Source organism: Saccharothrix luteola (assembly GCF_020859565.1).
Classification (GTDB): domain Bacteria; phylum Actinomycetota; class Actinomycetes; order Mycobacteriales; family Pseudonocardiaceae; genus Actinosynnema; species Actinosynnema luteola.
This window is the reverse complement of record NZ_JAJHUO010000009.1, coordinates 82,982-105,499: the sequence shown is the minus strand read 5'-3', so window position 1 is coordinate 105,499 and position 22,518 is coordinate 82,982. Positions and strand designations below refer to the sequence as shown.

23 protein-coding genes are annotated in these 22,518 nt (G+C 72.1%); 12 read left to right on the top strand and 11 right to left on the bottom strand.

From position 1 onward, the window contains the following. The first annotated feature begins 150 nt into the window (after window positions 1-150). The gene (locus LNK82_RS14730) at window positions 151-624 is read left to right on the top strand and encodes a hypothetical protein (RefSeq protein ID WP_230567539.1); all 474 of its coding nucleotides are present in this window, start codon (window positions 151-153) and stop codon (window positions 622-624) included. Window positions 625-669: 45 nt separating this feature from the next. Here the strand turns inward: LNK82_RS14730 and LNK82_RS14725 are convergent, their stop codons facing one another. Both LNK82_RS14725 and LNK82_RS14720 read right to left on the bottom strand, forming a co-directional pair. Continuing rightward, window positions 670-1,500 (bottom strand): class I SAM-dependent methyltransferase, encoded by an 831-nt coding sequence (locus LNK82_RS14725; protein ID WP_230567538.1) that lies wholly within the window; start codon window positions 1,498-1,500, stop codon window positions 670-672. Between the two features lie 41 nt (window positions 1,501-1,541). Next, entirely contained in the window at window positions 1,542-2,366 is an 825-nt protein-coding gene (locus LNK82_RS14720; protein ID WP_230567537.1) for an SAM-dependent methyltransferase, read from the bottom strand. 234 nt (window positions 2,367-2,600) lie between these two features. On the opposite strand from LNK82_RS14720, the gene LNK82_RS14715 reads away from it, so the two are divergent. From LNK82_RS14715 to LNK82_RS14690, 6 genes are all read left to right on the top strand, one after another. Continuing rightward, on the top strand, window positions 2,601-3,455 hold the full coding sequence (locus LNK82_RS14715) for a methyltransferase domain-containing protein (protein ID WP_230567536.1): 855 nt from the start codon (window positions 2,601-2,603) through the stop codon (window positions 3,453-3,455). Window positions 3,456-3,460: 5 nt separating this feature from the next. After that, window positions 3,461-3,919, top strand: a complete 459-nt coding sequence (locus LNK82_RS14710; RefSeq protein ID WP_230567535.1) for a PPOX class F420-dependent oxidoreductase — start codon at window positions 3,461-3,463, stop codon at window positions 3,917-3,919. 65 nt (window positions 3,920-3,984) lie between these two features. Further along, window positions 3,985-4,488 (top strand): SRPBCC family protein, encoded by a 504-nt coding sequence (locus LNK82_RS14705; RefSeq protein ID WP_230567534.1) that lies wholly within the window; start codon window positions 3,985-3,987, stop codon window positions 4,486-4,488. A 70-nt stretch (window positions 4,489-4,558) separates the two neighbouring features. Next, window positions 4,559-5,092 carry an EF-hand domain-containing protein gene (locus LNK82_RS14700; RefSeq protein WP_230567533.1) on the top strand — a complete coding sequence of 178 codons (534 nt, stop codon included), beginning with the start codon at window positions 4,559-4,561 and terminating at the stop codon, window positions 5,090-5,092. Window positions 5,093-5,241: 149 nt separating this feature from the next. Further along, complete coding sequence (locus LNK82_RS14695) at window positions 5,242-6,708, top strand: TldD/PmbA family protein (protein ID WP_230567532.1); 1,467 nt, start codon at window positions 5,242-5,244, stop codon at window positions 6,706-6,708. Continuing rightward, the gene (locus tag LNK82_RS14690) at window positions 6,702-8,066 is read left to right on the top strand and encodes a metallopeptidase TldD-related protein (RefSeq protein WP_230567531.1); all 1,365 of its coding nucleotides are present in this window, start codon (window positions 6,702-6,704) and stop codon (window positions 8,064-8,066) included. Before LNK82_RS14695 ends, LNK82_RS14690 begins: the two co-directional genes overlap by 7 nt. Here LNK82_RS14690 and LNK82_RS14685 read toward each other — a convergent pair. Genes LNK82_RS14685 through LNK82_RS14665 form a run of 5 tightly spaced genes read right to left on the bottom strand, consistent with a single transcriptional unit; the run spans window position 7,974 to window position 12,960 of the window. Further along, window positions 7,974-8,939 (bottom strand): homocysteine S-methyltransferase family protein, encoded by a 966-nt coding sequence (locus LNK82_RS14685; protein ID WP_230567530.1) that lies wholly within the window; start codon window positions 8,937-8,939, stop codon window positions 7,974-7,976. The two genes, LNK82_RS14690 and LNK82_RS14685, sit on opposite strands and share 93 nt — an antisense overlap. Continuing rightward, a complete protein-coding gene (locus LNK82_RS14680) occupies window positions 8,936-10,090 on the bottom strand; it encodes a trans-sulfuration enzyme family protein (RefSeq protein WP_230567529.1) in 1,155 nt (384 codons plus the stop codon). Before LNK82_RS14680 ends, LNK82_RS14685 begins: the two co-directional genes overlap by 4 nt. A gap of 8 nt (window positions 10,091-10,098) precedes the next feature. Continuing rightward, on the bottom strand, window positions 10,099-10,962 hold the full coding sequence (locus tag LNK82_RS14675; RefSeq protein ID WP_230567528.1) for a class I SAM-dependent methyltransferase: 864 nt from the start codon (window positions 10,960-10,962) through the stop codon (window positions 10,099-10,101). Between the two features lie 22 nt (window positions 10,963-10,984). Then, window positions 10,985-12,247: an aminotransferase class V-fold PLP-dependent enzyme gene (locus LNK82_RS14670; RefSeq protein ID WP_230567527.1), complete on the bottom strand. Its 1,263-nt coding sequence runs from the start codon at window positions 12,245-12,247 to the stop codon at window positions 10,985-10,987. Beyond that, window positions 12,244-12,960 (bottom strand): crotonobetainyl-CoA--carnitine CoA-transferase, encoded by a 717-nt coding sequence (locus LNK82_RS14665; protein ID WP_230567526.1) that lies wholly within the window; start codon window positions 12,958-12,960, stop codon window positions 12,244-12,246. The genes LNK82_RS14670 and LNK82_RS14665 overlap by 4 nt, the downstream gene beginning before the upstream one ends. A 177-nt stretch (window positions 12,961-13,137) precedes the next feature. On the opposite strand from LNK82_RS14665, the gene LNK82_RS14660 reads away from it, so the two are divergent. From LNK82_RS14660 to LNK82_RS14640, 5 genes are read left to right on the top strand one after another with little or no spacing between them, the layout of a single operon-like run. Continuing rightward, entirely contained in the window at window positions 13,138-14,490 is a 1,353-nt protein-coding gene (locus LNK82_RS14660; protein ID WP_230567525.1) for a DUF885 domain-containing protein, read from the top strand. Then, window positions 14,487-15,203, top strand: coding sequence for a DUF899 family protein (locus LNK82_RS14655; protein WP_230567524.1), 717 nt, complete (start codon window positions 14,487-14,489; stop codon window positions 15,201-15,203). Before LNK82_RS14660 ends, LNK82_RS14655 begins: the two co-directional genes overlap by 4 nt. Before the next feature lie 52 nt (window positions 15,204-15,255). Next, window positions 15,256-16,548: an aminotransferase class V-fold PLP-dependent enzyme gene (locus tag LNK82_RS14650; protein ID WP_230567523.1), complete on the top strand. Its 1,293-nt coding sequence runs from the start codon at window positions 15,256-15,258 to the stop codon at window positions 16,546-16,548. A 16-nt stretch (window positions 16,549-16,564) separates the two neighbouring features. Further along, window positions 16,565-18,277 (top strand): ABC transporter substrate-binding protein, encoded by a 1,713-nt coding sequence (locus tag LNK82_RS14645; protein ID WP_230567522.1) that lies wholly within the window; start codon window positions 16,565-16,567, stop codon window positions 18,275-18,277. Then, a complete protein-coding gene (locus tag LNK82_RS14640; protein WP_230567521.1) occupies window positions 18,274-18,915 on the top strand; it encodes an NHL repeat-containing protein in 642 nt (213 codons plus the stop codon). Before LNK82_RS14645 ends, LNK82_RS14640 begins: the two co-directional genes overlap by 4 nt. Window positions 18,916-18,932: 17 nt before the next feature. On the opposite strand, the gene LNK82_RS14635 is transcribed toward LNK82_RS14640, so the two are convergent. The 4 genes from LNK82_RS14635 to LNK82_RS14620 are packed head-to-tail and all read right to left on the bottom strand — an operon-like array spanning window position 18,933 to window position 22,491. Further along, entirely contained in the window at window positions 18,933-19,610 is a 678-nt protein-coding gene (locus LNK82_RS14635) for a winged helix-turn-helix transcriptional regulator (protein ID WP_230567520.1), read from the bottom strand. Between the two features lie 55 nt (window positions 19,611-19,665). Then, window positions 19,666-20,970 (bottom strand): ABC1 kinase family protein, encoded by a 1,305-nt coding sequence (locus tag LNK82_RS14630; protein ID WP_230567519.1) that lies wholly within the window; start codon window positions 20,968-20,970, stop codon window positions 19,666-19,668. Next, the gene (locus tag LNK82_RS14625; RefSeq protein ID WP_230567518.1) at window positions 20,954-21,592 is read right to left on the bottom strand and encodes an NHL repeat-containing protein; all 639 of its coding nucleotides are present in this window, start codon (window positions 21,590-21,592) and stop codon (window positions 20,954-20,956) included. Before LNK82_RS14625 ends, LNK82_RS14630 begins: the two co-directional genes overlap by 17 nt. After that, window positions 21,592-22,491 (bottom strand): class I SAM-dependent methyltransferase, encoded by a 900-nt coding sequence (locus LNK82_RS14620; protein WP_230567517.1) that lies wholly within the window; start codon window positions 22,489-22,491, stop codon window positions 21,592-21,594. Before LNK82_RS14620 ends, LNK82_RS14625 begins: the two co-directional genes overlap by 1 nt. Window positions 22,492-22,518 lie beyond the last annotated feature (27 nt).

The following is a 22,518-nucleotide window of genomic DNA, read 5'->3' as shown; positions in this document are numbered from 1 at the left end:
TGAGCAGGGAGCAGGACTTCGAGACGTCGGAACTTCACCTGCTCCACCGTGCCCATGGACCGTCGACCACACGATCCCCGGCCAGGCGACGCGGAAGGGCAATGCGGCCGGCGGTCCCGTTGGGAACGCGTCGAACTGCAGCCGCCCCACGTGCTCCAGCCCGGAAACAGTGCCTCAGACCAGCCGACTCCTGAGCGCGATCAGACGATCCCGAGCCACGACCTGATCCTCTGCCCGAAGTCGCGCCAACTCGACCTGAAGATCAGGTTGCCCAGCACGCAGCGAGACTTCCCGCTGTCGCTGTTGATGCTCGCCCGCCACGAAGGTGGCGCCCTCGAGATTCCGATCCAACTGCCCCATTGCCGTCAAAGCAGCGTGCGCGCAGCGCAACGCATCTTCAACATCACCCGACACGCGATACGAACAAGCGTACTTGGCGACGAGAACCGAGTAGAAGGAACAGGCCTGGCCGGGTCGTCGCCGCGCAGGCCGGTGAAGAACTGCGCCATGCGCTCCGCGCACCCGGCGACGAACACCCCCACCACGACGCCATCAGCCCGCCTCAGCGCAGCGGTGGTCGAATTGCCCACTATCACCCGAAATTCCTCTGACGTGTCGTCGTGACAACCAACCGGCAATGGCACTCCGGCCGTCGACGTCGAAACGCTGTCAGCCCCGCTGGGCGGTCATCAGCATGTAGTGCGGTTCGCCGGTACGGGCGCAGTTGGTGAACACCGAGTCCAGCGCGGCGACCGTTTCGGCTCCGTACTCGGCGGTCAGGTCTTCACGGTGGGCGCGCAGCCGCTCCAGCAGCATCGGGTAGTGCCGGTCGGTCTGCTCGCTGATGTCGAGGTACTCGATCAGGTGCAGGCCGGCGGCACGCAGCATCGGCGGGTACTCCTCCAGCCGGTGGAACGGTGTGTTCAACGCGGCACGGCGGTATTCCTCGATCATCCTCAGCCGCTCGCCGGTGAACGGGATCCGCTCGTAGAAGTCCGTCAACGCCAGCCGTCCCCCCGGCCGCAGCACTCGGCCGACCTCGCGGAAGACCCGCGGCCGGTCGGCCATGTGCACCAAGGACTCGATGGCCCACGCCGCGTCGAACGAGCCGTCGGGGAACGGCAGGTCCTCGGCGTCGGCGACTTCGAAGCGCACCTGCCCGTCGAGCCCGGCGGCACGCGCGCGCGAGGTGGCCTCACGGACCATCGCCCCGCTCGTCGAGATCCCCACGACCTCCACCCCGGTCGCCCGGGCCAGCCGCAGGGCCGGCGCACCGAGCCCGCACCCGACATCGAGCACCCGCTGACCGGAACCGACCGCCAGGCGCTCGATCATCACGTCGGTCAGGTTGTCCATGGCCTGGTGCAACGTGCTGGTGTCCGCACGGGAGTGCCAGTACCCGTAGTGGACGTTGTCGCCGGCCAGGCGGGCGATCAGCGGCAGCGCGTTGTCGTAGAACGCGACGACCTCGGCGCTGCTGGGAACGTAGTCGGTAGTCATCGGGTGCCTTTCAGCCAATCGACCGAATCGAGCGGAGTCGGTCAGCCGGGCTTGTGCCCGGCCACCAGCAGGTAACCGAGTCCGGCGCGGCAGACCTCGAACACCGGTGCCAGGCCGCGTTCGAACGCCCGCACCCGCTCGGCCCCGTAGGCGTCGGCCAACGCCTCACCTCCGTCGCGGAACAACGCGGCCACCTCGTCGTAGGTGCGGCGCACCCGCGCGCCCCAGTCCCGGCGCTCGTCGATCACGAGCCCGGCGCCGGCCACGAGAGCGCACAGCGCCGAGGCGGTGGGCGGGTCGAAGATCGCGTGCGTCGCGATCACCTCGCGGTCCGCCGGCGTCAACGTCGCCTCGGCGGTGTACTCGGTGATGGCGAACCGTCCGCCGGGGCGGAGCACCCTGCTCATCTCCCGCAGCCACTGTCCTTTGTCGACCGCGTTGGGCAACGAGTCGAACGCGAGCACGGCGTCGAACGCGGCGTCCGGGAACGGCAACGCCTCCGCGTCGGCCTGCCGCGCGGTCACGAGGTCGTCCACGCCGGCGGCAGCGGCACGGCGCGCGGTCTCCTCGGCGTGCCAGGCGCTGTTGGTGATCCCCGTGATCCGGACGCCGTACCGGGCCGCGACGCGAAGAGCGGGCACGCCCACGCCGCAGCCCACGTCGACGAGGTGCTGCCCGGGCGTGAGCGCCAGGGTGCCGGCGACCAGGTCGGTCATCCGGTCCAGGGCCTCGGCCAGCGTGGCCGGATCGTCGTCGCCGGCCCAGTAGCCGAGGTGGATGTTGCCGTGGTAGACCTCGACGAGGTCGCTCATCTCGTCGTAGATCTCGCCGACCTCGTCGGTCTCCTGACCGGCTGCGCTGGACACGACCCGACCCCTCCCGGTGCGCGGACGTCCTCGCACCGGATCTAACTACAACGTCATCCACCTTCCCGGCTCCCACCGTCCCTTGTAGCCGGTCGGGTGAACCGCACGCACTTGTCCCCTTAGCGGGTGAAATGCCTCCATCACCCCTCTGAGCAGGCCGCACACCAAGTCCATTCAGTTGAGAAACTGATAGCTTGTGGACGTCCGTGTGACCACCGCCACCGGGAGCCCGGGATGACCGACACCACCGCGCTGGACGCCGAGGTCGCGCAGATGTACGAGCGGACCACCGCGCTCGTCGAGCTGATCTGGGGTCGCAACCTGCACTTCGGCTACTGGACCGGGCCGCGGGACACCAGCGACAAGCACGTGGCGCAGGAACGGCTGACCGACCTGATGATCGAACGCGTCCCGCTCACCGAGGGGCAGCGCCTGCTGGACGTGGGGTGCGGCGTGGGCCACCCGGCCCTCCGGTTCGCGCGCACGACCGGCGCCGACGTCGTCGGGGTGACGATCGCACCGGGCCAGGTGAGCGCGGCCACCGCCGCCGCGAGCGAGGAAGGTCTCCAGCACCGGGTCACCTTCGAACTCGCCGACGCCGCCGCGCTCCCGTTCCCGGACAACAGCTTCGACGGCGCGTGGGCGCTGGAGAGCATGCCGCACATGCCGGACCGGGCCGCGGTGCTGCGCGAGGCGGCCCGGGTTCTGCGGCCGGGATCGCGGCTGGCCCTGACCGACGTGGCCCGGTGCGGACCGCTCAGCGAACGTCAGCAGCGCGACCTCCGCGAGCGGATGCTGATCACGGCCCCACCGCGGCCGGACCTGCTGGCCCTGCTGCGAGCGGCCGGGTTCGACGTCCTGGAGGTCGTCGACATCACCACGAGCACCTTGCGCACCACGGACTTGACCAGGCAGGCCCTCGAAGAGGACCCCGACGGGCTGTCGCGGCGGTACGGCGCCGACACGGTCGAGCACATGGCACGCGTCCTGGACGTCTACGACGAGGCCGTCCGGACGGGGATGGAGTACCTCCTGATCACCGCGCGCCTCCGATCGCCCCGTCCCGACGAACCGCTGGGCAAGTCGTGAGCGGCATGCGCGAGATGTCCGACGCCGAGTGGCGGGCCTTCATCGGCCACGGGACGCGCACCGGCAAGCTGGCCACCGTCCGCGCCGACGGCCGGCCCCACGTCGCGCCGATCTCCTTCCTGGTGCACGGCCCGGAGGTGCTGTTCTTCACGGGTCCGGACACCGTCAAGGGCAGGGCGCTGCGCCACCGGCCGAGCTTCGCCCTCTGCGTGGACGACGAACGGCCGCCCTTCGCGTTCGTCCTCCTCGAAGGGGAAGCGCGGGTGGAGGACGAGCGCGAGCAGGTGCGGACCTGGGCCAGGCGCATCGCGACGCGGTACCTGGGCGAGGCGCACGCCGACGCGATCGCCCGGCACAGCGAGGAATCCGGCGAGGTGCTGGTGCGGGGGCACATCACCAAGGTGGTCGCCCGCACCGGGCTCACCACCTCCGAAGACGCGGCACAGCTGGTGAACACACCGTGACGACCACCGGTCACGCCGATCCGCCGAGCACCACACGAACAGCAGCACCAGGGAAGGACGAGGTCATGAGTTCGGACCGCATCGAGCGCGAGGTCTTCATCTCCGCACCGGTGGAGCGCGTGTGGGCGGCCCTCACCGAACCGGAGCACGTCGGTCGGTGGTTCGGCTCCGGCGCGCCGGCGCGGATCGACCTGCGCCCCGGCGGGACCATGCACCTCGACCACGGTGAGAACGGGCAGTTCCCCACGACGATCACGACGGTCGACCCCCCTCGTCGCTTCGCCTACCTCTGGGCCGGCGCGCACCCCGGCGAGGTGGCCACCGAGCGCAACGCCACGCTGGTCGAGTTCACCATGGCACCGCAGGGCGACGGGAGCCTGGTCCGGCTGGTGGAGAGCGGCTTCGACGCCCTCGACATCCCGGAGGACAAGCGGGCCGGGGCCTCTCGCGAGAGCCACGCGGCCGGCTGGCCCGAGGCGCTGGAGGGACTGCGGCAGCACGTGGAGCGGCTCAGCCCGTCGTCACGCGGCCCAAGGGCGGCCGGTGACCACGTGGATCACCCGGCTTGACCCGACGCCGCCGAGCACCCGCCCAGGCACCGGACGCCATCGGCGGTGTGACGAGTGGAGGAGACAACAGATGACCAGTGACCTCAAGCAACGCAAGTACGACAAGGTGTTCGAGCGGTTCGACGCCGACCACGACGGCCGCATCGACCAGAGCGACATCACGGCGCTGGCCGAGAAGTGGCGTCAGGCGCTCGGCGCGACGCCGGGCTCGCCGGAAGCGGCCAGGCTCACCAAGCTCGCCTCCGACATGTGGGCGGGCGTCCAGCAGCACACCGACAAGGACTTCGACTCGGCGATCAGCAGGGACGAGTGGGCCGCCGCCGCCGAGGACCCGCAGTTCGTCGACAAGGTCGCCGTGCCCTTCGCCCTGGCCGCCTTCGACGCGGCGGACGGGGACAACGACGGCAAGATCAGCCGGGAGGAGATGGCCCAAGCGCAGACGCAGGGCGGCATGTCCGAGAGCGAGTCCGAGGCCGCGTTCGACAAGCTGGACAGCGACCACGACGGCTACGTGAGCCGCAAGGAGTTCGCCGCCGCCGTCAAGGAGTTCTACCTCAGTGACGACCCGAGCGCGGCCGGCACGGAACTGGCAGGCAGCCTGTAGACCGTCGAAGACGTGAACAGGTGCACGACGCGGCCGCCGAGCCTCCTCGGCGGCCGCCATCATGTCGTCCGCCTCGGGTTCGCCGCACTACTTCATCCTTTCGTGTCAACGAGTTCGCCTTCGCCCGATCTTGCCCTAGCTTCGGCGACATGGTCGGACCATTCTGCGCGGACGCCGCCCGCCTGCTCGCCGAGGCCGCTTTGGACGGCGCCCGCCGGCTCGGCGCCCGGCACGCGTCGTTCCGGCTCGAACGCGTGCGGACCGGGCAGCTGGTCCTGGCCGACGGCTCCGTCCGGTCGGCGCACGACTCCGCGGTCACCGGCCTGTCGGTGCAGGTGTGGTGCGACGGCGCCTGGGGGTTCGCCGCTTCGGGTGATCTGACGACCCGGTCCGCGCGCGACACCGCCCGGCAGGCGGTCGACACGGCGAGGTCCTGCTCGGTCCTCGGTCGGGAGGACGAACCCGTGCCCGAGCCCGTCCACGTCGGCACCTGGTCGTCGGGGTGCCGCGTCAACCCGTTCTCCGTGCCCGAAGCCGAGCGCGCCGACCTGCTGGCGGGGTGGAGCGCGCGGCTGCTCGCGGCGCCGGGGGTCGCGCACGTGCGGGCCAAGGTCGTCGCCGTGCAGGAGGACAAGTTCTACGCCGACCTCGCGGGCACGTCGACCAAGCAGCGGCGCGTGCGCGTGCACCCGCAGGTGGTGGTGGCCGGCGGGTCCACGGCGCTGCGCACCGTCGGGCCGCCCACCGGGCGCGGGTGGGAGTACCTGCTCGGCGAGGGGTGGGACTGGGACGCCGAGCTGGCCGCCATGCCGGGTCTGCTGCGCGGGAAGCAGGACGCGGGACCGGTGCGGCCGGGCGCGTACGACCTGGTCGTCGACCCGTCGCAGCTGTGGCACGCGATCCACGAGTCGGTCGGGCACGCCACGGAGCTGGACCGCGTGCTCGGGCACGAGGCCTCCTACGCGGGCACCAGCTTCGTGCGCCCGGGCGACGTGGGCGAGCTGCGCTACGGGACGCCGCTGATGACGGTGACCGCCGACCGGACCACGCCGCACGGGCTCGCCACCACCGGCTACGACGACCAGGGCGTGGCCGCGCAGTCCTGGGACCTCGTGCGCGAGGGCGTGCTGGTCGGCTCGCAGTACGACCGCCGCACGGCGCGCGCCGTCGGTGCGACGCGCTCGGTGGGGTGCGCGTTCGCCGAGTCGGCGTTGCGACCCGCGATCACGAGGATGCCCAATGTCTCGCTCGCGCCCGTTCTCGGCGGCCCCACCACCGAGGAGCTGATCTCGGCCGTCGACGAGGGCATCTACCTCGTCGGGTCCGACAGCTGGTCGATCGACGCGCGGCGGGGCAACTTCCAGTTCACCGCCCAGCGGGCGCACCGCGTCCACCGCGGCGAGCTGGCCGGCCAGCTCAGCGGCGTCGCCTACCAGTCGGACACCAGGGCGTTCTGGGGCTCGTTGTCGGCGGTCGGCGGAGAGGGGACCTACCAGGTGTTCGGCGCCGACCTCTGTGGGAAGGGTCAGCCGGTGCAGGCGGCGGCGGTGAGCCACGGTTGCCCGACCGCGGTGTTCCAGGGCGTGCGCGTGCGGAACACGGCGAGCTCGTGCTGACGCCCCAGGAGATCGCCGAGTCGGCGCTGACCGGGCCCGGTGACCGGATCGCGATCGTCGACGAGACCTCGACCGCGCACCTGCGGTGGGCGGGCAACGCGGTGATCGGCAACGGCGTCGTGCACAGCCGGACCCTCACCGTGATCGAGTCGGCGCCGGGGGCGGGGATCGGTGTCGTCTCCCGCGAAGGCGCGGTGGACGAGGGCGCGGTGCGCGCGGCGGTGCAGGAGGCCGGGGCCATCGCGCGCCGGGCCGCGCCCGCGCCGGACGAGCACCCCCTGCCCCCCGCCGCGGAACGGCAGTGGTCGCAGCCGCCGACCAGGACGTCCACCGAGGCCTTGGCCGGGGTCGTGGCGCAGTTGGCGGAGGTCTTCGACCGGGCGCGGTCCCGCGGGGAGGCCTCGTCCGGCTACGCCGAGCACCAGGTGCGCACGACGTACCTCGCGTCGTCCTCCGGGCTGCGGCTGCACCACGCGCAACCGGGCGGCGTGCTCGACCTGACCGCGCACAACGCCGACCGCACCGCCTCGGGCTGGGTGGGTGCGGACCTGACCGACCCGTTGGGCGCGGACCTGCTCACGGGCTACGCCGGCCTGACCGCCCGGCTGGACCCCGCGCGCCACCGCGTCGACCTGTCCCCCGGGCGCTACGACGTCATCCTGGCGCCGTCCTGCGTCGCCGACCTCGTGATCCACCTCCACCGCGCAGCCGACCTCCAGGAGGCGCTGGACGGCGGCACGGTCTTCAGCGGACCGGACGGCGGCACCCGCCTCGGCGAGCGGCTCACCGAGGCGCACCTGACCCTGGCGAGCGATCCCGCCGCACCCGGTCTCGACTGCCTGCCCTTCACCGTCGTGCGGGCGCCGGGACCGGGGTCGTCCTGCTTCGACAACGGCACGCCGCTACGACGTACCGAGTGGATCAGGGACGGTTCGCTGGCCACCCTGGTCAACACCCGGCACTCGGCGCGGGCGGCCGGTCTGCCGTTCACCCCGCGGATCGGGAACCTGGTGCTGTCCGGCCGCCCCACCGACCGCACGCTCGACGACCTGGTGGCGAGCACCGACCACGGGCTGCTGGTGACCTCGCTGTGGTACCTGAGGGAGGTGGACCCGTCCCGGTTGCTGCTCACCGGCGTGACGCGGGACGGCGTCCACGTGGTGAAGGGCGGCGAGGTGGTGGGCACGGCGCCCGACTTCAGGTTCGACGAGAGCCCGGTCGACCTGCTGGCCCGCGTCGCCGAGATCGGCCGCACGGAGCCCGCGCTACCCCGGGAGTGGGGCGACCGGGAGTTCCGGACCGCCATGCCCGCCTTGCGGGTCGAGGACTTCGCGCTGTCCTCCGTGAGCAGCGCGTGAGTGGTCCGAGATCGCCGTGCGCAGCGCCTCGATGTGGGCCGGCGTGCTGCCGCAGCAACCACCCAGCACGTCCACGCGGTAGTCGGCCCGCCACCGGCTCATCGCGTCCGCGAACTCCGCCGGGTCCACGGCCGTGGGCAGCAGGCCGCCGGTCTGCGCGCCGACGCGGTGCTCCAGGTTCGGGTAGACGCCGATCGCACCGGCGCAGTTGTCCCGCAGCGCTTCCAGGCAGCGCTCGGTCTCGCTGAACGGCGTGCAGTTGACCAGCACGGCGTCCGCGCCTTCCTCGGCGACCACGCGCGCCGCCTGCCCCAGGTCCTCCTCCGAGAGCAGCGTGGCGCCGTCCGCGCACACGAAGCTCACCCACGCGCGGATCCCCACCGACCGCACCGCTTCGAGTGCGATCCGCGCCTCGCGCAGGGTGTTCATGGTTTCCACGAGCACCAGGTCCACCCGGGCCCGCGCCAGCTCCGTGGCCAACCAGAGGTGTTCGCGGCGCAGCTCGTCGTCCGGTGGCACCAGGTCGGGGCGGTAGCAGTCCTCGACCGGCGCCATCGACGCCCCGATCAACGCGTCCGGCGCCTCCGCCGAGCGGCGTGCGGCCTGCGCCACGCCGATCGCGGCGTGCACCATCCAGCCCAGGCCCGCCGCGTCCAGCCCGTTGGCGCGCAACGCCCGCTCGTTGCAGCGCATCGTCGCGGCGGTGATCACGTGCGCGCCCGCCCGCAGGTACTGCTCGTGCACCCCGCACAGCACCGTTCGGTTGGCGTCGGTCAGCAACGCCTTGGTCGTCCACCACGGGTGGCGAATCGGCAGCCCGGCGCGTTCCAGCTCCGTCGCCAGCCCGCCGTCCAGCAGCACCGTCGCGGTCATCGCGTCGCGCTCCCCTCCGCGTACGAGGCCGCCGCCATCGCGGCGCACAGGTCCTCCACCAGGTCGGCCGGGTCCTCGATGCCGAACGACAGCCGCACCAGGTTGTCCGCGATCCCCGCCCGCGCCCGGACCTCGCGCGGCACCGGCCGGTGGCTCATCGAGGCGGGGCACTCGATGAGCGACCGCACCCCGCCCAGGCTCACCGCCGCCGCGAACAGCTCCGTGCGGCGCAGCAGTTCGGCCACGTCGCCGAGGTACTCGAAGCTGACCATCGAGCCGGGCGCCGACATCTGGCGCGCGGCCAGCTCGAACTGCGGGTGGTGCGGCAGCCCCGGGTAGTGCACGGCGGCGACCAGCGGCGACGCGGTCAACACCTCGACCGCCGCCCGCGCGTTGGCCACCTGCCGCGCGACGCGCAGCGACAGCGTCTTCAGGCCCCGGTGCACCAGGTAGCAGTCGAACGCGCCGGGCACGCCGCCGACGACCGTGCGGTGTTCGAGCAGCCGTCCGTGCAGCGTCGGGTCGTCGAGCACCAGCGCGCCGCCGAGCACGTCGGAGTGGCCGGCGATGAACTTCGTGGTGCTGTGCAGGCTCACGTCCGCACCCGCGGCGAGCGGCTGCTGCAACGCCGGGCTGGCGAAGGTGTTGTCCACCACGACGATCGCGCCGGCGCGGTGGGCCGCGGCGCTGATCGCGCCGATGTCCGCGACCTTCATCAGCGGATTGGTCGGGGTCTCGACCCAGACCAGGTTCACGCCACCGGACAGCGCCGCGGCCGTTCCGTCCACATCGGACAAATCGACCTGCCGGACGTCCACCCCGCGGCGGCGGCACAGCTCGAACAACCCGTAGGTGCCCCCGTACACGTCGTCCGACGCGACCACCCGGGCGCCCGGCTCCAGCAGCGACAGCACGGCCGCCCCGGCCGCCTGGCCGGAGGAGAAGGCCAGGGCGAACCGCACGTCCTCCAACGCCGCCAGGCACGTCTCCAGGTCCTCGCGGGTCGGGCTCTCCCCCCGCGCGTAGTAGTACCGGGCCGGGTCCTGGGCGGACGGGTCGAAGGTCACCGCGACGTGGATGGGCGGGATCACGTCACCGTGGCCGAACCGCGTCCGCTGGCCCTCGTGGACGAGCTTCGTGTCGAATCGCATCGGGCCGCTCATCCGTGCGAAGCCGTCGCGCGCAGGCACAGAGCGGTGCTGGGCAACGAGATCGTGCCGTCCGGACGGCGGTGCTCGGCGACCGAGGCGGCGACGTCGGCCCACAGCGCGGACGTGTCGGCGCCCAGCAGGCCGCGAGCCGCCTCGCGGAGCTCCACGGGTGTGACGGCCTCGGTGAACCGGGCGTAGGACTCGGCCGAGTCCAGGTCGAACGGGACCTCCACCGGGATGACCGACACGTCGGTGAAACCCGCCGCGGTCAGCTGCCGCGACACCACCTCGGGGTCCGCCATGCTGAACGGCCCGGGCCCGGGCCGTGGCGCGGGCAGGTCCAGCCACCTCGCGAGCACGCGGAAGCCGAGCGAGAGCATCGGCGCGGTCTCGGGCGGGCCCCACGTCGACGCGGCGAGCACCCCGCCGGGCCTGAGCACCTCGGCCAGCGAGCGGAACGCCCGCACCGGGTCGGGTGGGAACATCAGGCTCCACCGGCCGAGCACCACGTCGAAACCGCCGCGGGGCAGGTCCAGCGACTCCACGTCCCCGACGAGGAACTCCACGTTGCCCAGCCCGTCGGCTCGGCGCCTGGCCAGGTCGATCATGGAGGGTGAGAGGTCGACGCCGACCACCCGACCACTCGGGCCGACGACGGCGGCGGCGGTGAGCGCGGGCTCCCCCACACCGGTGCCGACGTCGAGGACGGAGCTGCCCGGCCCCACCCCGCCCAGCTCCAACAGGCGTGCGGTCACCACCCGGGCGCCGCGCTCGAACGTGTCGGCCACGGACAGCCACCCGACGCTGATGGCGTCCCAGTGCAGGCGCTGGCCCTCCTTGAAACGGACGTGGTCGAGCTCTGTGGCGCTCATGGAACCCCTCGGGTCGGTGCGGTCAGAGGAAGCGCTCGGTGGGGTGGTCGGCGGTCCACGGGCCGGGCCGTGCGGTCTTCAGCACCGACTGCACGTACTCGACCTCCGCGAGCGTGTTGTAGACGGCGAAGGACAGCCTCACGGTCCCCACCAGGCCGAGGCTGTCGAGGAACGTGCTGGCGCAGTGCACCCCGCAGCGCACGGCGATGCCGTGGGCGTCCAGGTGGCTGCCGACGTCGTACGGGTGGATCCCGCGCACGGACAGCGACACGATGCCGCACGGCAGGGCGCCCGGGTCGCCCACGACCACGACGTCGTCGAGGTCCGCGACGGCGCCCAGCACGGCCTCGACCAGGCTCTCGTCGTGCTCGCGGACCGCGGGCACGCCGATACCGAGCAGGTAGTCCAGCCCTGCCGCCAAGCCGACCGCGCCGGCCACGTTCGGCGTGCCCGCCTCGAACCGCGCCGGGGTCGGGACGTAGCGCACCGGCTCGGCGTGGCTGACGCCCTTGACCGTGCCACCGCCGACCCGGTACGGCGGCAGGTCCGCGAGCAGGTCCCGCTTGCCGTACAGCACGCCGATGCCCATCGGTCCGTACACCTTGTGCCCGGAGAAGCAGTAGAAGTCCACGTCCAGGTCCTGCACGTCCACCGGCAGGTGCGCCACCGCCTGCGCACCGTCGACGAGCACGAGGGCGCCGTGGTCGTGCGCCGCGGCGGTCATCTCCCGCACCGGGTTGACCGTGCCCAGGACGTTGGACACGTGCGCCGCGGCGACGATGCGCACCCTCGGTCCCAGCACCGCGGTGAAGGCCGACAGGTCGACCCGTCCGTCCGCGCCGGTGGGCGCCACCACCAGCTCCGCGCCGACCTGCTCGCACAACCGCCGCCACGGCAGCAGGTTGCTGTTGTGCTCCATCCCGCTGACCACCACCTGGTCGCCGCGGCCGACGACGCGCCTGCCGACGACGTCCGCGACGAGGTTGGTGGAGTCGGTGGTGTTGGCCGTGAAGACCACCTCGTCGGCGTGCCGCGCGCCGAGGAAGCGGGCGACCGACGCCCGTGCGCCCTCGTAGCGGTCGGTCGCCGTCATCGCGAGCCGGTGGTAGCCGCGGCCGACGTTGCTGTTCGCGGTCCGGTAGTAGTCCACGACGGCGTCGATCACCGCCTGGGGTTTCTGGGTCGTGGCGGCGTTGTCGAGGTAGACCGGCGCGTCCACGTCGCACAGCAACGGGAAGTCGTCCCGCACGGTCGTGGGCAGCGTTCCCGGGTGGCCCTGGCTCATCGCGACTCCTCGGTGGCGAACAGCGCGTCGAACCGGTCCACAAGGCACCGGTCGAACGCGAACACCTTCTGCTGCGGGTACGGCCGGTCCCGGGCGGGCACGTAACCCCGGTCGCCGGGCGAGGGGAGCACACCGGCGGCGTCCCTGAGGTGCGGGCCGAAGAAGAACCAGCAGACCTGTCCGATCTGCTCGGTGAACAGCGCCGCTCGCGCGGACACCGGGTACATCCGCGAGTGCAGGTAGGTGGCGGTGAACTCGCCGCGCGGCCCGAAGCCCTGGTCGAACGCCACGTGCCCGAAGACGTCGTGCACCACCCGGAACACGTCGTTGTGGCACAACCGCACGCCGTCGACCTCGACGCCCGCGGGCTCGCGCATCGGGTGGTCCTCCGGGCCCGGGACGGAGCCGTGCCCGTCCTCGGTCAGGTGCAGCTTGAGCACCCGCGTCTCGCGCACCGACCGGCGCAGTTCGGCGGACTCGCGGTACGGGAGCCCGGCACCGCGCCACGGCTCGACGCGGATGCCGTGCTCCAGGACTAACGCGAACTGCCGCGCGCTCACCCGCTGGAGCACCCGGTAGCTGTGGGCGAGGTCCGGGTCCAGCGCCCACGTCGGCGCGCGGTCGTAGACCTCGGCGACCTCGCGGCAGAAACCCTCGTCCAGTCGGACGTCCAGCACCTGGGGGCGTATCCGGTCCACCAGCGACTCGAACAACAGGCCAACCTCCCCGACGGACTGGTCGCCGAACTGCTTCGACTGTAACAGCGGCTATATGTTCCTAAAGCCACCTGATCGAGTGGACGACGCGGCGGTCCGCCCGGGCCGCTCCCGCGTGCCGACCACCCGGTCCCCGGTTACGTTGGCGGGCGGGTGCCGAGCCGGGAGGCCGCGATGTACGAACCGGAGGTGCGCGAGTACCTGCGCATCGGCCTGCTCCTCGGCCGGTTGGTCGAGGGCTTCGTCGACTGCTGGTTCGGCGATCCCGCGCTGTCGCGGCAGGTGCGCGACGAACCGCTGCCGACGCCCGGGGAACTCGCCCGGCAGGCCACCGACGTCATGGCCCGCGTGGCGGACAGCTCCCTTTCCCTCCGGCGCAAGCGTTTCCTGCACGCGCACCTGGTCGCGATGCGGTGCTCCGCCCTGCGGCTGTCCGGCCGACCGGTGCCGTTCCGCGACGAGGTCCGCACCTGCTTCCAGGTCGAGGTCGAAGTGGGTGACCAGGACCGCTACGCCGAGGCGCACGACGAGATCCGCGCCCTGCTCCCCGGCGACGGCGACCTGCGCACCCGGCTGGAACGGTTCCACGAGGCCAACACCGTCGGCCCCGACCACCTCCAGCTCGCGGTGCAGTCGGTGTCCGACGCGTTGCGCCCGCTCGTGCGGGATCGGCACGGCCTGCCGGCAGGCGAGCACGTCCGCTACGAGGTCGTGCACGACAAGCCGTGGCACGCCTTCAACCGCTACCTCGGCGACTACCGCTCGCTGGTCATGCTCGACTCCCGGGCCGGCCGCAACCTCGCCGCCCTGCCCCTGCTGGCCACGCACGAGTCCTACCCGGGCCACCACACCGAGCACTGCCTCAAGGAGGCCGGGCTGGTGCGGCGGTGCGGCGAGGGCGAGCACACCCTCGTGGTGGTCAACACGCCGCGGTGCCTCGTGGCGGAGGGCATGGCCGAGCTGGCGCTCGCGGCGTCCGTCGGTGACGGCTGGGGCGCTTGGACGTCCGGGATCCTGGCCGGGCACGGGGTGCGGGTCGACGGCGAGCGGGTGGAGGCGGTGATGCGCTCCTGGTGGAAGTTGATGGGCGTTCGCCAGGACGCCGCGATCCTGCTGCACGACCGCGGCGCGTCGACCGAGGACGTCGTGGCCTACTTGACGCGGTGGCTGCTGCTGCCCGAGCAGCGGGCGAGGCACATGGTGGACTTCCTGACCGATCCCCTCTGGCGCGCCTACACGGTGACCTATGTCGAGGGCAGGCGCCTGGTGTCCACGTGGCTCGACGCGCACGACGGCGCGACGACCGCAGCGGACCGGTTCCACCACTTGCTGCGCGCCACCGTGCTGCCCGACGACCTGCGTGACCCGGTGCCGTCGAATCACCCCATCGGGCAAGGCTCGGTGGTTGTGCCGCGCACCGCCGATGGGCAACCCTTTGTGCACGGCGCCCGGCAGCCCGTGCTCGGGACCGACCTCGCACGGTCCACTGTGGATGGACCCGTCGCGGACACGGAAGGGGCACGATGAGCGGCACCAACGGTCAACCCGTCCTGCCGATCTGGCCGGAGGGCGCGAGCCTGGAGTACCAGGCCGCCCGCGCGCAGCTCGCCAGGGCGGAACGAGCGCTGCGGGACCACGTGGAGGCGGTCGCCGCGGCACGGCGGGCCCTGCCGCCCGGCCCGGTGCTCCGCGACTACGAGCTGGCCGAGGACGGGCTCGACGGGCCGGTCCGGACGCCGCTGCGCGAGCTGTTCGGCGAGCACGACACCCTGCTCGTCTACCACCTGATGTTCCACCCGGACCACGACGAGGCGTGCCCGATGTGCTCGACGTGGGTGGACGCGCTGCGCGGTGTCGCCGTGCACCTGGCCCGGCACACGTCGTTCGTCGTGATCGCCAAGGCTCCGCTCGACAAGCTCCGGGCCTGGGCCGACCGGCGGGGCTGGGACGGGTTGCGCATCCTGTCCAGCCACGGCACCACCTTCAACGCCGACCTGAACGCCGAGCGCCGCGACGGGAACCAGCGGCCGATGGTGAGCGTGCTGCGCGCCGAAGGCGACGCCGTGCGGCACTTCTACTCGCAGCCCGCGAACCACTTCGACGGCGCCGAGCGCGGCCTCGACCTGCTGAACCCGGTGTGGAACGTGCTCGACATGCTCCCTGGCGGTCGCGGCGACTGGTACGCGGACAACGACTACGTCCCCGAGGGCGGTGGCGTCCGGGCGACCGCCTCCGCGTGACGTCCCGAGGGTTCCACCGGCATCCGGGCCGTCGTACGAAGGGGGACGAACCGTGGCCGCGACCATCGACTTCGACACCACCAGCCTCGCCACCGCGTCGTGGGAGGCGATCCGCGACCTCTTCGCGCTCGATCCCACGACCACGCACCTGAACACCGGCACGATCGGCGCGATGCCGCACGACGTCGTCGAGACCTACGTCCGGGTCACCAGGGAGTGGGCGGGCAGCCTGGCCAACATCTACCCGCCCAGCCTCTACCCCGAGTACCGGGCGCAGATCGCCCGGGACTTCGGCGTGGACCAGGACGAGCTGGTCATCTGCCACAACGCCACCGAGGGCATCTCGCGGATCATCGCGGGCCTCGACCTCGGCCCGGACGACGCGGTGCTGACCACGTCCCACGAGTGCTTCTCCGTGCTGTCGAACTTCAACCTCGCGCACAACCGCTTCGGGGTGCGGGTCGACCTGGTCACCCTGCCCTCCGGCCCGAACGTCACCACCGAGGAGATCGTCGCCGCGTTCGAGGCGGCGCTCACCCCGCGCACGAAGGTGATGGCCTTCGCGGCGACCACGCTCTACACCGGCACCCGGATGCCGATCCGCGCGCTGTGCGACCTCGCCCAGCGGCACGGCGTCATCACCATCGCCGACGCGGCGCTGCTCCCGGGCATGGCGGAGGTGAACCTGCGCGAGCTCGGCCTGGACTTCCTGGCCGGCTCGGGCTCGAAGTTCCAGTGCGGTCCGCTCGGCACCGGCCTGCTCTACGTGCGCAACAAGGTCTTCCCCGAGCACAACCCGCTGCCGCTGCCCCGGTTCTGGCCGGTGATCTCCACCTGGTACCCGCTCGTCGGCGACATGCCCAAGCGCACCACGACGTCGGTCGAGACCTGCAACATGGGCGACTACCTCCAGAGCGCGGGCAGCGCGAGCATCGGCCGCGCCGCCGCGCTGGCCAAGGCGTGCGAGCTGTGGAACCGGATCGGCAGGCGGCGCATCGAGGAGCGCGCCCTGGAGCTGGGGTGGCACGCCAAGCGGCGGGTCGTGGAGCTGTTCGGCGAGTCCGCCCTGTACTCCCCGCTGCACGACACCCGGCTGCACTCGCCGGTGGTGGCCTTCAAGCCGTTCCGGGCGCCCGAGGACGCCTGGAACATCAACAAGGTCATGGCGTTCGTCGACCGGCTGGAAGCCGAGCACCGGATCTGGATCAGGTGGGTCGAGTTCGAGGTGCCCGGCTCGCCGCACATGCACTACGCGGCCCGGGTCTGCACGCACCTGTTCAACGAGCACGACGAGATCGATCGGGCGCTCAAGGTGATGGCCCGACTCGCGGACGAGATGTCCTGACCCGGAGGTCACCAGCATGAGCGACAGCGAACCGCGACGCGGGGGGACCCTCCGGCTCTACGGCCCTGGGAGCATGGACCACCTCGACCCCGCGTCGGCCTACTACGCGCTCGGCCACCAGATCACCCGGTTGTTCGCCCGGCAGCTGTTCACCTACCCCGCGGTCAAGGACCTGAAGGACTGGCGCGCGATCACCCCGGTGCCGGACGTCGCGGTCGAGGTGCCGTCGACGTACAACGCCGGGCTGAGCGTGAACCACCTGACGTACACCGTCCGCCTGCGCCGCGGCGTGCTGTGGGACACCACGCCGCCGCGCGAGGTCACGGCGCACGACTTCGTCCGCGGCTTCAAGCGGATGTGCAACCCGGTGTGCGGCGCGGGCGCGATCCGCTACTTCACCAGCACCATCCGCGGCCTGGCCCAGTTCGCCGCAGCGTACGGGGAGGCCGTGCCGCACGCCGACGCGACCGCCGCCGAGCTCGCGGACTTCCAGAACAGCCACGAGATCAGCGGTATCCGGGTGCTCGACGACTGGACGCTGGTGTTCGAGCTGATCCGCCCGGCCGCCGACTTCGTCCACATCCTGGCGGTGCCGTTCGCCTCCGCCGCACCGGTGGAGTACGACGCGCTCGTCCCCGACAGCGACGGGTTCCGGCGCGGCGTCCGCTCCGACGGCCCCTACCGCGTCGTCCACTACGACCACGGCAGGAGCCTGCGGCTGGAGCGCAACCCCGTGTGGGACAAGGCCACCGACGACGTGCGCAACCAGCACGTCGACGCCGTCGAGGTGACCATGGAGCGGGCCGACCCGGTGCAGGTGGGCCGGGTGATCACCTCGGGTGCGGCGGACCTGTCGTGGGCCTCGCCCGTCACCGAGCCGTACGAGGCCAACCCCACCGACCCCGGCAACGACCTCGGCTACGCGCTCAACCCGTACCTGGTGTTCAACACCGTGAGCCCGAACAACGGCGGGGCGCTGGGCAGGCCGGAGGTGCGCCGGGCGCTCGCGTGGGCCTTCGACAAGGTGGCCGTGCTCGACATCTACGACCAGCTGGCGGCGGGCACCGTGATGCGGCCGGCCCGCTCGGCGATCCCGCCCGGCAACGTCGGGTACGAGCCGTTCGACCTGTACCCGACGCCGGGCGACCGGGGCGATCCCGAGCGGTGCCGCGCGCTGCTGGCCGAGGCCGGCCACCCGGACGGGCTGACCCTGACGTTCCTGCACCGCGACGTGGACGCCAACCCGGAGGTGGCCAAGTCCTGCGCGGCGGACCTGGAACGGGCGGGGATCACCGTCGAGCTGCTGCCGATGGGCCACGCCGACTACTACGCCTACCTCCAGGACCCGGCCAACGCCGAGGCCGGCACGTGGGACCTGACGTCGCCGTCGTGGACGCCCGACTGGTTCGGCAACAACGGCCGGGCGTTCCTCCAACCGATGTTCCAGACCAACCGGGCCAGGGGCACCAGCAACTACGGGTGCTACCACAACCCCGAGGTCGACGAGCTGATCGAGGAGGCGCTCGCCACCGTCGACGAGGACCGGGCGCACGCGATCTGGCACCGGGTGGACGAGCTGGTCATGGGGGACGCGGCCATCGTGCCGATCCTGGAGCACGCGCCGACCATCCCGCACCTCAAGGGCAGCCGGGTCCGCAACGCCATCCCGATGCCGACGATCGACCGGTGGTTCGACCTGTCCAACCTGTGGCTGGAGCCGACGCCGTGACCGCGCCGACGACCATCCCGGTGGTGCGCTCGCTGCCGACGCCCGGGAGCTACCCGTGCGGGCTCACCTGGTTCGACGGCCTGCTGTGGCACTCGGACCAGGACGCCGGGAGGATCTGGGCCATCCACCCCGGCTACGGCGAGGTCGTGCGGGAACTGGAGTGCGATCGCGTCCGCGCCGACCTCACCCACCACGACGGCGTGCTGTGCCAGGTCGGCGGCCGACCCAAGCGGATCGTGCTGGTCGACCCGCGGACGGGTGAGGCCCTCGGCACGAAGCCCGTCGACCCGCCCAGCGGCAGGCTGTGCGGCACGGAGGCGTCCGCGGAGGGCGTGTGGATGTGCCTGCGCGAACCGGCGGTGGTGCAGTTGCGGGACTTCGGGACGATGACCGTGCGGCGGGAGATCCCGGTCGAGGGTTCGCCGTCCGGGCTGACCGCCGTCAACCACACGGTGGTGTACGGGGACTTCGAAGCCGGCCTCGTGCGGGCGGTGGACACCCGGACCGGGCTGATCACGGGCACGGCCAGGGTCGAGGGCGCGCCGACGGGGATGGCGTGGGACGGCTACAGCCTGTGGTACTGCGACTTCCGGGCTCGCCGGCTGAAGGCGATCAGGCTCGACGACGTCCTGCGCTGACCGTCCCCGCGCGGCTCTCAGCGGGCGTGCGCGGACGGCACCCCGGCCTCCAGCCCCAGCAGGTCGCAGCAGCGCAGCACGGCGTCGGGCTCGCCGACCAGGGACAGCCGCCCGGTCACCATCGCGGCCAGCGGGGTCAGCCGGCCGGAGCCGATCTGCACGAACGTCGCCGCGTCCGTGGTCGCCACCATGGCGGGCTCCACCGCCGGGCCTTTCACCGCGCGTGGCACGCGGTCGCTCACCTCGACGTGGTAGACGTGGTCGTCCACCCGGAACTCGTAGCGCTCGTCGATCGCGGTGGCCCTCTCCGGGCGCAACATGGCCTCCACGGCGAGGAACCCCCAGTGCGGGCGCACGGTGTCCGATTCGGACTTCTCACCCACGAAGCCCATCCCCCACCGGGCCAGCCCCGCCACCAGCGGCCGCAACTCCTGACCCACCGGCGTCAACCGGTACGCCAGCCGTGATCCGGTGCCGTGCAGGTCGACCTGCTCCACGACGCCGCGCTCCACCAGGAACCTCAACCGCTCCGCGAGGAGGTTGGTGCCCAGGGCGGGCAGGTCGGCCAGCAGGTCGACGTAGCGCCGCGGACCCATCAACAGCTCGCGCACGATCAGCAACGTCCACCGCTCGCCGACGACGTCGAGCGCCGACGCCAGCCCGCAGTACTGGTTGTACGTCCGCTTGCCTGCCATCTCACTACTGTAAACCGCAGCGATGCCGCGGGAGGGACAGCCTCGGCCACCGGTGTCAGCGCGCGCTGAACCGACCTTTCATCAGCACGGGACGGGCGAGTTCCTGGAAGTCGACCTCCGGGTCGAGGTCGCGGATCGTCCCCTCGATGACCAGCAACGAGAGCAGCGGGAAGATCAGCTCCGCCGCGGCGTGGATGCCGTGCCGCCGCTGGAGGTCGAACATCTCCGCGGCGAACGCCATGAGGCTGAACTCGCGGGCGGGCAGCTTGTGGCTGCGCCGGACCAGGTCGGCCATCCGGTCGAGGAAACCGGTCAGGTCCGCGTCCGCGCGCACCTCGGCGGCGCTCTCCACGACGATCGCGGCGCACTTGTCGCCGTCACCGACGGCCATGTTGAGGAAGAAGTCGGCGAACAGCAGGCGCAGCCGCTCGGTCAGCTGCACGCTGAACCCCGCGTCGAGCACCACCACCTGCGCGGACTCGGTGAAGTACAGGTTGCCGGGGTGCAGGTCGCAGTGGACGAAGCCGTTCACGAACAACATCTCGTAGATCGCGGTGAGCCCGGACGCGGCGAACTTCCGGCGGGCCGCGGGCGAGCACCGCGACGCCGCGTCGACGTCCAGGCCGGGGATGAACTCCATCGCGATGCACCGCGGTCGGCACGCCTCGGGCACCACCCGAGGCACCCAGACCCGTGGCACCACGGCCAGTTCCACGCGCAGGCGGGCCAGGCCGGCGGCCTCGCGTTCGAAGTCCAGCTGGCCGAGCACCGCCGCGCACATCGCGTCGACGACCTCCACCACCGGGACACCGCGCAACGGCGGCAGCCGGGCCACCAGCGCGGCGCCCCGGCGCACCAGGCCGAGGTCCAGCCTGATCACCCGGTCGACGCCGGGCCGGCGCAGCTTCAGGGCCACCTCACCACCGGTCGCCAGCCGCGCGCGGTGGACGCCCGCGATGCTGCCGCTCGCGACCGGCGAGTAGTCCACCTCGGTGAAGAGGGTGTCGAGCTCGTCCCCGTAGACCTCGGCCAACGCCTCCCGGGCCTGCCGCGCGGACATCGGTGCGACCGCGTCCCGCAACGTCGCCAACCCGTCGCACATCCCGGCTGGGAGCACGTCGCGCCGGGTGCCCAGCACCTGCCCCGCCTTGACGAACGCGGGGCCCAGCCTCATCAACAGGGTGGTCAGCCTCGACCACACGTGCCGCCGGGTCGCCCGACTTCCCTGCGCCAGCAGCACGAGCGGGACCGTGACGACGAGTGGGGCCAACGTCGCCGCGACGAGAAGGAGGATCTCGCCCAACCGCGACGCGAGCGCTCCGAGAGGCGCGTTCCCGTCGTGCTCAACCCTTGTCGACACCCGGCACCTCGATGGCGCGCAGCTGCAAGGTCGTGTAGTCGCAGTACCAGATCCGGGTGCCGTCCCAGGTGATCCCGGTCGGGTTGCCCGCGACCGAGAACGAGGCCACCTCACGACGCTCGTCGATGTCCACCATCGTGATGGTCGACGCGGCGTGGTCGGCGTAGGCGAGGTAGTTGTCCGACACGGTGACGCCGGCCGGCCTCCCGGAGACGGCGAAGCTGTCCACCAGCCCCATGTCCTCGTAGCCGCGCAGGTCGATGCGGCGCAGGTCCTCGTACCCCAGCCAGATGCCCTGACGAGTGGCCTCCAGCCCGCACAGCACGTTGCCCGGCCTCGGGTTGGCGATCTCGCCGAGCTCGTCGCCCGACTCGGGGTCCATCACCCGCAGCGCCCGCCGGTCGCCCACGACCTGCACGAGGTTGCCGCCGACCGTGGTCAGGTCCGTGCGCACCTCGGGGCACGGGATGTCGCGCTCCACCTCGCCGCTGTACGGGTCCAGTGCCATGATGCGGTTGGACACGGCTTCGGAGAACATCAGGAACTCGCCGGTCCACGTCAAGCCGCACAACTTCAAGCCGCGGACCGGGATGTCGCGGACGGTGCCCGCCGCGAACGGCATCACCGCCTCACCGCCCGGGCGATGCGGCAGTCCAGGCTCCAGGCCGTGGCGTCGCGCGCCCGCCCCCGCCCGCTCGGCGGCACCACGCTCACGTGCAGCTCGTCGCCCGCCCGCACCTGCGTGTGCCGCAGCGGCCACACCCAGACCGCCCAGTTGCAGCCGGGGTACGACGGGTAGTTGGACAACGACTCGCCATCGGCCAGCTCGGCGGTGAAGTAGCCCATGATCGCCTGGAGGCAGCCGTCCCGGTGCACCGGCAGGCGCACGTCCCGCCGGGGTCGGCCCGTCGAGCCCTGCCCGACCACGTCGTCGCAGAGCCCGACGGGCGCGCTGAGGAACCGCGGCTCGCGCTGGAAGAAGTGCAGCTGCGCGTGCGGCTCGACGAACTCCTGCACCGCGTCGAAGCGGTAGCCGGGCACGACGTCGCCCCAGGTGCCCCAGCCCTCGCCGTCGAACTCGATGGCGACCAGCTCGGTCCTGAGGCGACGCGGCACGACGGCGCCGCCGGGACGCAGGTTGTGCCTGGCCACCGCGTCCAGGATCTCGACCATCTGCTCCTCCGGGCCGAGGTTGCCCATCATCTCGGAGACGATCACGTCGGCGCGGCGCGGCAGCCTGGCCACCCGGGCATCCCCCTGGACCAGGGTCACCCGGTCGTGGAGGTCGTTGTCCGCGATGATCCGCTCGGCCACCGCGGCCATCGCCGGGTCGGCCTCCACGGCGTAGACGTGACCGGCGCCGTGCCGCAGGGCCAGCATCGACAGCACCAGCGTGCCCGCGCCGACGTCGGCGACCACGTCACCTGCCGTGATCACCGACGCCAGTGCCCGGTCGTAGGCGCTCAGCCGTGGACGGTCCGCGAGCATCACCTGGTGCATGACTAGGAGCCGTTGGTCCATGGGCGCCTTCCTGGCGAGAGGCGTTCC